This window comes from Sphingopyxis sp. sgz302558 (genome assembly GCF_057220455.1).
The window spans coordinates 315,762-327,218 of the sequence record NZ_JBXPUZ010000001.1 but is presented as its reverse complement, the minus strand read 5'-3'; the positions used below and the strand labels follow the sequence as shown (position 1 = coordinate 327,218).

Here is an 11,457-nt window from a genome sequence, read left to right as displayed (position 1 = left end):
CCCCCCCCCCCCCCCCCCCCCCCCCCCCCGCCCCGGTATCAGGCGTCAGCGGCGGCGGCAGGGATCATTCGACTTGTCGATTTCGCGTCCGGCCAGCGCGCCCAGCGCGCCGCCGATAATGGTGCCAACGGTGCGATCGCCGCGCCGGCCAGCGAGCTCACGGCCAGCGAGACCGCCAGCGACAGCGCCGATTATCGTGCCGCCGTCGCCATTGTCGCAGCGGCTGTACTGGCGGCGGTCATAACGACGGTCGTAACGCCGATCCGATCGGCGATCATAGCGCCGGTCATAACGACGGTCATAGCGGCGCTCGTAACGATCATCATCATCGTCGTCATAGTAATTGCTGGCGCCGCTATAGCCATAATCGGCGGCAGCAGCCGGCGCGGCAAAGCCGACGGCCGGGATCGCCAGCGCTGCAGCGAGGGTCAGGGTGAGGGTGCGGGTCATCGCAAATCTCCAGTGCATCGGGCGGGATAGCCGATGACCATGATTTGCCGATTCGCCTTTGAGCCAAAGCTGAACACGGCTGTTGGCTGGCGTTCATCTTTCGCCGTTGCGGCGGGGCGCTGCGGCTGGCAGGGCGGTTGCGCCCATGCGCCGTACCCTGATTGCCCTTTTGCTGTTCATTTTGCTCGCGCCATTGCCCGGTTCGCAGATCGCGCCGCCGCCGCCCAACCACACGCAGCAATTGGACATTGCCGCCGTTGCGGGCGTGCCGCGGGGGATGCAGTTCGGGGCGCTCAAGCTGGTCGAGGCGTGGGACATTGGCAGCAAGCATGACAAATTTGGCGGATTTTCCGGGCTGGCGCTGGTTGGTGAGCGGTCATTCCTGTTGATGAGCGATATTGGCTACCGCTTGCGCTTCACCCTGACGGCCAATGGCATGGTGGGCGCTAGCCGCTTTGATCATTTGCCGCCGCCCGTGGCGGGCTATCGCGGCAAGCATCACTATGACGCCGAGGCCGTCACCGTCGATCCGACGACCGGGCGCTATTGGACGGCGATGGAAGGGACCGGGGAGGTGTGGAGCTTTGCTGTCGATCACCGGCGGATTTTGCGCACGCGGCAGGCGGTGTTTGAAAGCTGGCCTGACAATGGCGGGGTTGAAGCGTTCACCCGCCTGCCCGACGGCCGCTTTATCGGCTTGTCCGAATCGCGCACGGTGCTGGGTCGGCGCGAAGGCCTGCTGTTCACTGGCGATCCAGGCGATCCTGCCACGCCCAGCGTCCGCTTTTTCTATGACAGCGGCGGGCAGGGGGATGTGACCGAAGTTGCGGCCCTGCCCGATGGACGGATTATCATTTTGCACCGGCGACTATGGCTTAACCCTGTTTTTCGCACCAGCATCGCTATCGCCGACCCGCGCACCATCGCAGCGGGGCAAACGCTCACCAGCCGTCCGATTGCCGTGATTGATGACGGCCGCATCGCCGAAAATTATGAAGGCGCGGCGGTGAGCGAAGCGTCTGATGGCTTGTCGCTGTGGCTGGTGTCCGACGACAATCTGCAGGATTGGCAGACCACAAGGCTGGTGCGGTTCACCATCGACCCGAACGCGTTGATGCCAGCAAAAAAGGGCGGCGCCGTCACCGGCCCGCCCCTGATGCAATCGGAATAGGCAAAACCGACTCAGGCGGCGGTGGCCGCCAGCTTCTTAGCCACTTCCTTCTTTAGCTTGCGGGCATTGTCCGACAGTTGATCGTCGCTGGCCTTGAGCAGCCAATTGTCGAGGCCGCCATTGTGCTCAACCGAGCGCAGCCCGTGCGTCGATACGCGCAGCTTCACGCCTTTGCCCAGCGCGTCCGAAATCAGCGTCACATTCTGCAGATTGGGCAGAAAGGTACGCTTGGTCTTGTTGTTCGCATGGCTCACATTGTGACCGACTTGACGGCCCTTGCCGGTGAGTTCGCAGATGCGCGACATGGATAATTCCTCAATTGACTGGCGGCCAGATTCGCCCCCGAAAGCGGGCTGGGCAAACCGGATGGGCCGGGAAAGTGCGCGCGCCTATCGGCTTGCGGCAGATTCGTCAAGCGAATAGGCCCTATACATGGCCGCTTCCTTTCCGCTTCCCCCCGGCATGCAGCGCGCGCTTGACCTTGCGGCGCAGGCGGCGCGCGAGGGCGGGGTGCCGGTAGGTGCTGTCGTGGTGCTGGACGGGAAGATCGTCGGGGAGGGCGTCAACCCACCGCCCGGCCACCATGACCCCAGCGCCCACGCCGAACTGGTGGCGATTCGCGCCGCCGCCGCGGCGCTAGGGCGTGACCGGCTGGAAGGGTGCGATCTCTATGTCACGCTCGAACCGTGCGCGATGTGCGCGGGCGCCATCAGCCACGCCCGCATCGCGCGGCTCTATTTTGGCGCCAGCGACCCAAAGGGCGGCGGCGTGACCCATGGCGCAAGGGTTTTCACGCACGCCACCTGCCACCACCGGCCTGAGGTTTATGACGAGCTGGGTGCGAGCGAGGCTGCAGCGTTGCTCAAGGATTTTTTCGCGCTGCGGCGTTAGGACAATACTTCCGCCACCCACGCGGGCACCAATTCGGTGGCCGGACCGTGCCGTGCCTCGTCGAACCAGCGGCTCCCCTGACTGGGTTCCATATTGAGTTCCAGCGTTGCCGCCCCCGCCGCGCGCGCCTCGCGTACCAGCCCGGCTGCAGGATAGACCGCACCCGACGTGCCGATGCTGACGAACAAATCGGCACCGGCGAGCGCTGCGTAGATTTCGCCCATGCGGTATGGCATTTCGCCGAACCAGACGATGTCCGGCCGCAGCGCTGATGCGCCGCACGTGGGGCACGGTGGGCGCTCGAACAGCGTCGCGGTCCAGCGATGGCGGCTGTCGCATGCGGTGCACCAGGCGTTCAAATGCTCGCCGTGCATATGAATCAGCCGACGCGCCCCGGCGCGTTCGTGCAGATCGTCAACATTTTGGGTGACGATGGTCAGGTCCCCCGTCCATTCCGCATCGAGCCGCGCCAGCGCGACGTGCGCGGCGTTGGGCTCGGCTGCCTGAATGGCGGCACGGCGCATGTCGTAAAAACGGTGGACGAGATCGGGGTCACGCGCAAAAGCCTCGGGCGTTGCCACATCCTCGACCCGGTGCTGTTCCCACAGTCCGCCATTGTCGCGAAAAGTGCCGATACCGCTCTCGGCGCTGATGCCTGCGCCGGTCAAAATGACGACATTACGGATTGTTGCGGCCATCATTCGTCCCAAGAAAAAGGGGCGGAATGACCCGCCCCTTTTGCCTTTGAATTTCGCGTGCTTATTCGGCGGCGAGGTTAACAGCGGCAAATTTGCCGCGGTCATCGACTTCGATGTCGAACGCCAGCCGCTGGCCTTCGACCAGCCCCTGCATCCCCGCACGCTGCACCGCGCTGATGTGGACAAAGGCATCGGCCTGACCATCGTCGCGTGAAATAAAACCGAAGCCCTTGGTCTCGTTAAAGAACTTGACCGTGCCTGAGGCGCGTTCGCCGGTCAGCTGACGACGGCCACGGGCACCGCCCGCAGCAGGGCCGCGATCGGGCCGGTCACCGCGATCACGCGGCGCAAATTCCTCGACCGGCATCGGCTCGCCATCGATCTTCAAATCGATCGCCGAAACCTTGCCATTGCGCTCGACCAGCGTGAAGCCGAGCGGCTGGCCATTGGCCAGACCGGTCAGGCCCGCCTGTTCGACCGCGCTGATGTGGACGAACACGTCTTCGCCGCCATCATCACGGGCGATGAAGCCAAAGCCCTTGCCGCCGTTGAAAAATTTGACCTGGCCTGTGCCTTCACCGACGACCTGCGCCGGCATCCCACCGCCGCGCGGGCCACCGCCGCCAAAGCCGCCGCCACCACCACCGAAGCCGCCGCCGCGCGGGCCGCCGCCGCCGAAGCCGCCGCGATCACCACCATAACCGCCGCCACGATCATCGCCGAACGAACGGCGCGGCTCGCCATAGGGTTGCGGTTCGAAGCTGTCGAAATTGCCGAAATCGTCGCGCTTGCCGCGCCCGCGGGGGCCCCGGCGGTCTTTGTTGAAACTCATCTTGGTCGTATCACTTTCGCCTCGCCCGCACCCTGTTTGTCGCACGCGCCGCACCGGACGAAGGGCAGCATGAGCCACTGGGACAGACTCACCCTGCACCCAGCCAAAACTAGACATAGCAAGAAAGACAAGCCTCTGCGAACGAAAACTTGGGGATAAGCTGGCCATGCGCGGCGCTTCCATTCGCTGGGCAGCGGGTCTATGGCGCCCCGATGACTGTTTACCTGCACGACGAAGATCTGCCGACCGATGCCTTGGGCCCCGGGCCTATTGCAATCGATACCGAAACGATGGGCCTCAACCCGCTGCGCGACCGGCTGTGTCTGGTGCAGCTCAGCGATGGCGGCGGCGATGAACATCTGGTGCGATTCGCGCCCGGCAGCCGCTATGACGCGCCGGTGCTAAAAGCATTGCTGACCGATCCGGCGCGGCTCAAACTCTTTCACTTTGCGCGGTTCGACATTGCCGCGCTGCGCCATCATCTTGGCGTGGTGACGGCACCTGTCTATTGCACCAAAATCGCCTCGCGGCTGGTGCGCACCTATACCGACCGCCATGGCTTGAAAGAGCTGGTGCGCGAAATGTTGGGGCAGGAACTGTCCAAGCAGCAGCAGTCCAGTGACTGGGGCGGGCCGGTGCTGAGCGAAGCGCAGCGCGATTATGCAGCGAGTGACGTGCGCTTTTTGCACCGGCTCAGGCAAGAATTTGACCTGCGGCTGGAGCGCGAGGGGCGCACCCATTTGGCGCAGGCCTGCTTTGATTTTTTGCCGGTACGGGCTGAGCTGGATCTTGCCGGCTGGGCCGAAGCCGACATCTTCGCGCACAGCTAGGCGGCGCGAATGTCTGCCGCTGCTGACCTTGATCGCGACATGCGCCGCCTCTGGGCGGCGGCGGGGGGCAGCCATGACCGGGTGGTGCGCATTTTGCGAACCGGCTTGCCGCTGGTCATCGGCATCGTCGCGGCGGTGCTGGTCTTTTCGCCCTTCACCCACCGTGAGGAGCTTAGCTTTCTTTTGAGCAAGGATAAGGTCGATGTCGCCCAGGAACGGCTGCGCGTCGCTCAGGCGACCTATCGCGGGCAGGATGCCAAGGGCCAACCCTTTGCCTTGCTCGCCAAAAGTGCGGTGCAAAAATCGAGCACTGACCCCGTGGTACGGATGACCGACCTGTCAGGCGCAATCCGGCTGGCCGATGGCCCCGCCACGATATTTGCCCCCGACGGCGCCTATGATATGCAGCGCGAGGCCGTGTCGGTGACCGGGCCGATAACGGTCAAAGCCGCAGGCGGCTACCAGCTCGAGGCGCGCGATGTTACCATGGACTTGAAGGCGCGCCGCCTGACCGGAACAGGCGGTGTCGAGGGCAGCTTGAACATCGGGCGCTTTTCGGCCAACCGGCTGGTCGCCGACCTTGACGCCCGTACCGTGCGGCTGGATGGCAATGCCCGGCTGACCATCAATCAGGGAGGATTGCGCCGATGACCCGCACCAATTTGGCGCTTGGCACTGCGGCATTTGTGCTGACGGCCCTGGCCCTTCTGGCCAATGGCAATGGTGACACGGCGCGCGCGCAGGCGCTGGCCAACCATGACAGCAATGCCCCGGTCAATGTCGCCGCGAACAGCATCGAGGCACAGGACCGTGCCGACCGGGTTCTCATCACCGGCAATGTTGAAGTGACGCAAGCGGGACTGCGCCTGACCGCAGAACGCATGACGGTTGCGTACAGCCGCTCGGGCGGCACCGAAATCAATCGCATCGATGCGACCGGCGGGGTTACGGTGACCAAGGGCAATGAAAGCGCGCGCGGCAATGTCGCCATCTATGACCTCGATAAGCGCGTCATCACACTGGTCGGCAATGTCGAGCTCGTGCAGGCGGGAAACAATTTGCGCGGTGGGCGGCTGGTGATCGATTTGAACAGCGGCCGTGCGACGGTAGACGGACGCGGCGCGGGACGCGGGCCTGATGGTCAGCCGGTCGTAGGTGGCTCTGGCGGGCGCGTGACGGGCACCTTTACCGTGCCCAAGCGGAATTGACCGGACCCCGGACTTAACCACGTCGACGTCATGACCTGCTAGATGCGGTTTTGGGACCACCCACTGCCGCTGTGCCGTCCGTCTTGGGCGCCAGCGCCGTTGCGAGGTGCCCGCCGATGGAGCGCTCATCCATGCTTCGCCCTGCGTCGCTGCTCCGCGACCTTGGCCCGCCGACCGAGAGCGAGCGCACGACCATCGCGCGCATTCTGATCCGCCATGGCTATTCGCTGCCCCCGCCGCCTGCGCTGCGTTTGGCCAAGTCCCCGCGTCGGACTTGGTAAAATGCGCGCACCGCCCTACATGGCTGGGCGATGCCGCCCGATACCGCCCCCAGTTCCTCGCCCCGCGCCGAGCCGCCGGTTTGGGAAACGATCAAACGCTTTCTGCCCTATCTGTGGCCCGAGCATAAGCCGCAGCTGAAGCTGCGCATTGCTGGCGCGGCGCTGATCGTGCTGGTGTCAAAGGGTGTTCAGATTTCGCTGGGCTTCCTCTTCGGCGCCGCGATCGACGCGATGGCACCGGGAATGGAAGAAGGGTTTGCGCTCGCGATAGGTCTGGTACTCGCTTATGCACTGGCGCGCTTTGGCGGGGTGTTGTTCGACAATCTGCGCAATGTCGTGTTCGAGCGTGTGGGGCAGGACGCGACACGCGAGCTTGCCGTGTCGGTCTTCACACACCTCCACGCGCTGTCCTTGCGCTTCCACCTTGCACGGCGGACGGGCGAGGTGACCAAGGTGATCGAGCGCGGAACGAAGAGCATCGATGTGATGCTTTATTTCTTGCTGTTCAACATCGCGCCAACAATCCTCGAGCTCGCCGTGGTGCTGACTATTTTTGCCGTCAAATATAGCCTGGGTCTGGCCGCCGCGACGGCGGTAATGGTGATCGCTTACATCAGCTTTACCCGGCGCGTAACCGACTGGCGCAATGCGCTGCGCGAGCGCATGAACGACCTCGACACGCTGACCGTCGGGCGCAGCGTCGACAGCTTGCTCAATTACGAGACGGTCAAATATTTTGGTGCCGAACGCCGCGAGGCGGCGCGCTATGCTGAGGTTGCCGAGCAATGGGCCAACGCCGCGGTCAAAAGCGAAAACAGTCTGGCAGCGCTCAACATCGGTCAGGCCTTTATCACCAACGCGACGCTTGGCGGGGCGATGGCCTTTACCGTCTGGGGCTGGTCCAAAGGGCAATTTACGCCCGGCGATGTGGTCACGATCAACACGCTGTTGATGCAGCTGTTCCGACCCCTGGACATGCTCGGCATGGTGTATCGCACCATTCGCCAGGGACTGGTCGACATGGCGGCGATGTTTGCGCTGATCGATACGCCTTCCGAAATCACCGACGCGCCGGGTGCCAAGCCGCTCGCGGTCGATGGCGCGGCAGTGGAATTTGACAATGTGGTGTTCGGCTATGACCCCGACCGGACGATTTTAAACGGGGTCAGCTTTGCGGTCGCGCCGGGGCAAACGCTGGCGATCGTCGGTCCCTCGGGCGCGGGAAAATCGACCATCGCGCGGCTGCTCTACCGCTTTTACGATCCGCAGGGCGGAGCCATCCGCATCGATGGACAGGATATCCGGCAAGTGACGCAGGCCAGCTTGCGCGCCGCGATCGGCATCGTGCCGCAGGATACGGTGCTGTTTAACGACAGCATCGGTTATAACATCGGCTATGGCCGCGAGGGTGCGACGGTTGAGGATATCGCCGCCGCCACGCGCGGCGCGGCGCTCGACGATTTCATCGCGCGGCTGCCGCAGGGATATTCGACCGAGGTCGGCGAGCGTGGCCTGAAATTGTCAGGCGGCGAGAAACAGCGCGTTGCGATCGCGCGCACGCTCGTCAAAAACCCGCCGCTCTTGATTTTGGACGAAGCCACCAGCGCGCTCGACAGCCGCACCGAGGATGCGATCCAGGCAACGCTGGATGAAATCGCCGAACGCCGCACGACAATCATCATCGCGCACCGGCTGTCGACGGTCGTGGGGGCCGACCGGATTGTTGTGCTTGACGCGGGGCGCGTGGCCGAAACGGGCACGCATGCTCAGCTGCTGCGCGCGCGCGGGCTTTATGCCGAAATGTGGGCGCGCCAGCAGGATGAGGGCGTCGAGGTCTAGCCCGCAAATCGTCCCACTAGCCCACGCACATCCACCCGCGCCCCCAGCTGCGCGGCCAGCAAGAATGTCCCCCCCAGCTTCCTCTGGATGAACAGCGCGTCGGGCTGCGGCAATATCCAGTTGGCGCGGTCGGCCGCTACCGTCAGCGCTTCGTCGCGGATTGCGGCGGATTGGGTGCGGTCGGTGAAGTCATGTTTGCCGCGTCCTGCGAACAGGTCGGTCAGCGAGGCGATGATGCGTGCCATCTCATCCGGGTGGCGCTCGAATGCGCGCGGGGCGGCGAGGCCCAGAGCCTCCATTGCGGCGCGCACGCCTGTTTCATCCTGCCGCATCGCACTGGCCAGCAAGGCGCGATAGCCGTCCACAATTTCCGCCGGAATTTGGCGCGTTGCGCCGAAGTCGAGCAGGATGATGCGCCCGCTGGCCTCGTCGACCAGATAGTTCGCGAAATTGGGATCGGTCTGCATCAGGCCAAATTCGAACAATTCGCGCAGCACCAGCTCGCACAAGGTTGCAGCGATATGGTCGCGCTGCTTTTGCGGCTGATTGGCCAGTGTCTCGATGGCGACGCCCGGCACATAGTCCATCGCGAGCACCCCCGGTCCCGACAGTGGGGCATAGCGACGCGGGATCATGAAGCGCTCGTCTTCTGCCAGCAGTTTGCCAAAGCGCGCCAGCATAGCGCCTTCGCGCGCATAATCGGCCTCCTGATGCAGTTGCAGTTTCGCCTCGGCGAGCAAAGGCGCCAGGTCAATGTGGCGGGGGAGCAAGTTCGAGATTTTGAGCAAGGTCGCGACATTGTCGACATCGCTGTCGATGCTGCGCGCGACGCCGGGATATTGTACCTTGATCGCGAGCGCGCGGCCCGATTTACTTACCGCGCGGTGGACCTGCCCGATCGAGGCGGCGGCGAAAGGGCGGCGCTCGAAGCTGGCGAGTTTTTCGTGCCACTCCGTCCCCCATGCGGCCGTGAGCGCTTTGTCGAGCTGGCGCGCGGGCATCGGCCGCGCCTCGGCGCGCAGCTGCGCCAATATCGCGGCGAGCTCGGGCGGGAGCAGGTCGCCCGCGTCGAGCGACAAGAGCTGGCCGAGTTTCATCGCCGCGCCGCGCAACCGGCTGAGTTGATCGGTCAGGCGCAACGCATTGGCGGGGGTCAGGATCAGGTCGGACAAGCGCGGGCGCTTCCCTTCGGCCAACTGCCGCACGCCGTCGACCATCATTCCGCCCGCAATGCCGCCGACGAGGCTACCAAATCGCAGCATCCGCGCCGCGCGCCCGCCGGGCACGGCCAGCCCCTCGGGCAATTTGCGGTTGTCGGTCATGCAGGGAGAGGCCTTTTGCTGTTCTGACTGCCATATAGGGGCTCGCCGGGCGCTATGCATCCCCGGACATGCACGTTAAGGCCGCCGCCATGTCCCCCTCCGCCGCGCTGCTCCCTCTGCTCAAATCGACCTTTGGCTTCGACGCCTTCAGAGGGCGACAAGCCGAAGTGCTCGACCGCGTCATGGCAAGTAAGCATGCGCTCGCGGTGATGCCGACGGGGGCAGGGAAGTCGCTCACATACCAGCTTCCGGCCCTGGCGCTCGACGGGACGGTGGTGGTGATCTCGCCGCTGATCGCGTTGATGCACGATCAGCTGCGCGGCGCTCTGGCGGCAGGCATTCGCGCCGCGACCTTGACCAGTGTCGATGCCGATCAGGCTGAAACAGTGGCGCGCTTTCGGGATGGCGCGCTCGACCTCCTCTATGTCGCGCCCGAACGCGCGACGCGGAGTGCCTTTGCCGATTTGCTCGAGCAGGCTCGCATTGCCCTGTTCGCCATTGATGAGGCGCATTGCGTGTCCGAATGGGGGCATGATTTCCGCCCCGATTATCGCGGCCTTCGGCCCCTGCTCGACCGCTTCGGCGATGTCCCGCGCTTGGCGCTGACCGCAACGGCCGACGCGCACACCCGCGCCGACATATTGGTGCAACTGGGCATCCCGGAAGAGGGCCTGATCCTGGCCGGGTTCGACCGGCCGAACATCCGCTATGCGATGCAGCCGCGCACCAACCCTTTGAAGCAACTGACCGAGCTGCTGAACGAACAGCCGGGGCCGGGCATCGTCTATGTGCCGACGCGCAAGAAAGCCGAGGGCCTGGCCGAGGGGCTGGCGCGCGCGACCGGGCGGCCGGTCGCCCCCTATCACGCGGGCCTCGACCCGGACGTGCGCGCCAACACCCAGAGCCGCTTTGTCGCTTCAGAGGACGGGGTCGTCGTGGCGACGGTGGCGTTTGGCATGGGCATAGACAAGCCCGATGTGCGCTTTGTCGCCCATGCTGGCATCCCCAAATCGATCGAGGGATTTTATCAGGAAACGGGACGGGCAGGGCGCGACGGCGATCCGGCACTGGCGATCATGCTGTGGGGCGCGGGCGATTTCGCGACGGCGCGGTCGCGGCTGGCTGAGCTGCCCGAGGACCGCGTTGAGGGCGAGCGGGTGCGATTGAACGCGCTCGCCGCGCTGGTCGAGGCGACGGGATGCCGCCGCCAGATCTTGCTTGCCCATTTCGGCGAGACCGGCACGCCGCCATGTGGCAATTGCGACAATTGTCTGAGCCCGCCAACGGGAACCGACGCGACGGAACTGGCGCGCAAATTGCTGTCGGCAGTCTATCGCACCGGGCAGAGCTTTGGGCTGGGTCATGTCGTCAAGGTGCTGACGGGCGAGTCCGATGAGCGCGTGGCGGCGCGCGGGCACGACCAACTGACGGTATTTGGCATTGTTGGTCCTGAAGAAGCGGCGTTGCTGCGCCCGCTCGCGCGCAGCCTGACCGCGCAGGACGCGCTGCGCCAGACCGAGCATGGCGGCTGGATGCTGGGTCCGGCGGCGCGCGCGATTTTGAAGGGCGAGGCGAGCGTCGGGCTGGCGCTGCAACCCGAACGGGCGCGGCGGCGCAAACGCGCAGGAACAAGCGATGGCGGGGTCAACCCCGTCGGCGACCCGCTGTTCGACGCGCTGCGCAGCCTGCGCCGCGATCTAGCGAGCGAAGCCGGCGTGCCGCCTTATGTCATCGCGCACGACAGCGTGCTGCGCGAACTGACCGCGCGGCGACCGACGAGCCAGGCCGCGTTGGCCGATATCCCTGGCTTGGGCACACGCAAGATTGCTGCTTATGGCGAGGCATTGCTGGGTGTCATCCGCCAGCATTGACGTGAGCGTCAACCTTCACGCTTGTCAGTAGCGAACAGCGGGCATATCAGGTGGGCGGAGAGAG

13 protein-coding genes are annotated in these 11,457 nt (G+C 64.8%); 8 read left to right on the top strand and 5 right to left on the bottom strand.

Features of this window, described 5'->3' with window-relative positions; translation table 11 throughout:
* Positions 1-45 precede the first annotated feature (45 nt).
* A complete protein-coding gene (locus AC2TC0_RS01605; protein WP_484715741.1) occupies positions 46-450 on the bottom strand; it encodes a glycine zipper 2TM domain-containing protein in 405 nt (134 codons plus the stop codon).
* Between the two features lie 145 nt (positions 451-595).
* On the opposite strand from AC2TC0_RS01605, the gene AC2TC0_RS01600 reads away from it, so the two are divergent.
* Positions 596-1,621: an esterase-like activity of phytase family protein gene (locus tag AC2TC0_RS01600; RefSeq protein ID WP_484715740.1), complete on the top strand. Its 1,026-nt coding sequence runs from the start codon at positions 596-598 to the stop codon at positions 1,619-1,621.
* Between the two features lie 11 nt (positions 1,622-1,632).
* Here the strand turns inward: AC2TC0_RS01600 and rpmB are convergent, their stop codons facing one another.
* Positions 1,633-1,926: a 50S ribosomal protein L28 gene (gene rpmB, locus AC2TC0_RS01595; protein WP_484715739.1), complete on the bottom strand. Its 294-nt coding sequence runs from the start codon at positions 1,924-1,926 to the stop codon at positions 1,633-1,635.
* A gap of 127 nt (positions 1,927-2,053) precedes the next feature.
* Here rpmB and AC2TC0_RS01590 point away from each other — a divergent pair, with 127 nt between their 5' ends.
* Positions 2,054-2,512, top strand: a complete 459-nt coding sequence (locus tag AC2TC0_RS01590; protein ID WP_484715738.1) for a nucleoside deaminase — start codon at positions 2,054-2,056, stop codon at positions 2,510-2,512.
* Here AC2TC0_RS01590 and AC2TC0_RS01585 read toward each other — a convergent pair.
* Together AC2TC0_RS01585 and AC2TC0_RS01580 are read right to left on the bottom strand one after the other, a co-directional pair.
* Complete coding sequence (locus AC2TC0_RS01585; protein ID WP_484715737.1) at positions 2,509-3,210, bottom strand: NAD-dependent deacylase; 702 nt, start codon at positions 3,208-3,210, stop codon at positions 2,509-2,511. The genes AC2TC0_RS01590 and AC2TC0_RS01585 overlap by 4 nt on opposite strands.
* Positions 3,211-3,271: 61 nt before the next feature.
* On the bottom strand, positions 3,272-4,042 hold the full coding sequence (locus AC2TC0_RS01580) for a cold-shock protein (protein ID WP_484715736.1): 771 nt from the start codon (positions 4,040-4,042) through the stop codon (positions 3,272-3,274).
* Positions 4,043-4,254: 212 nt separating this feature from the next.
* On the opposite strand from AC2TC0_RS01580, the gene AC2TC0_RS01575 reads away from it, so the two are divergent.
* The 5 genes from AC2TC0_RS01575 to AC2TC0_RS01555 all read left to right on the top strand — a co-directional run bounded on the left by AC2TC0_RS01575 (position 4,255) and on the right by AC2TC0_RS01555 (position 8,200).
* The gene (locus AC2TC0_RS01575; protein ID WP_484715735.1) at positions 4,255-4,872 is read left to right on the top strand and encodes a ribonuclease D; all 618 of its coding nucleotides are present in this window, start codon (positions 4,255-4,257) and stop codon (positions 4,870-4,872) included.
* A gap of 9 nt (positions 4,873-4,881) precedes the next feature.
* Positions 4,882-5,523, top strand: a complete 642-nt coding sequence (locus AC2TC0_RS01570) for an LPS export ABC transporter periplasmic protein LptC (RefSeq protein WP_484715734.1) — start codon at positions 4,882-4,884, stop codon at positions 5,521-5,523.
* Complete coding sequence (locus AC2TC0_RS01565; protein WP_484715733.1) at positions 5,520-6,080, top strand: LptA/OstA family protein; 561 nt, start codon at positions 5,520-5,522, stop codon at positions 6,078-6,080. The genes AC2TC0_RS01570 and AC2TC0_RS01565 overlap by 4 nt, the downstream gene beginning before the upstream one ends.
* Positions 6,081-6,211: 131 nt before the next feature.
* The gene (locus AC2TC0_RS01560; RefSeq protein WP_484715732.1) at positions 6,212-6,361 is read left to right on the top strand and encodes a hypothetical protein; all 150 of its coding nucleotides are present in this window, start codon (positions 6,212-6,214) and stop codon (positions 6,359-6,361) included.
* Between the two features lie 30 nt (positions 6,362-6,391).
* Complete coding sequence (locus AC2TC0_RS01555; protein WP_484715731.1) at positions 6,392-8,200, top strand: ABCB family ABC transporter ATP-binding protein/permease; 1,809 nt, start codon at positions 6,392-6,394, stop codon at positions 8,198-8,200.
* Here the strand turns inward: AC2TC0_RS01555 and AC2TC0_RS01550 are convergent.
* Positions 8,197-9,522, bottom strand: coding sequence for an ABC1 kinase family protein (locus tag AC2TC0_RS01550; protein ID WP_484715730.1), 1,326 nt, complete (start codon positions 9,520-9,522; stop codon positions 8,197-8,199). The genes AC2TC0_RS01555 and AC2TC0_RS01550 overlap by 4 nt on opposite strands.
* A gap of 89 nt (positions 9,523-9,611) precedes the next feature.
* Here AC2TC0_RS01550 and recQ point away from each other — a divergent pair, with 89 nt between their 5' ends.
* Positions 9,612-11,393 carry a DNA helicase RecQ gene (recQ, locus tag AC2TC0_RS01545; protein WP_484715729.1) on the top strand — a complete coding sequence of 594 codons (1,782 nt, stop codon included), beginning with the start codon at positions 9,612-9,614 and terminating at the stop codon, positions 11,391-11,393.
* The last annotated feature ends 64 nt before the right edge of the window (positions 11,394-11,457 follow it).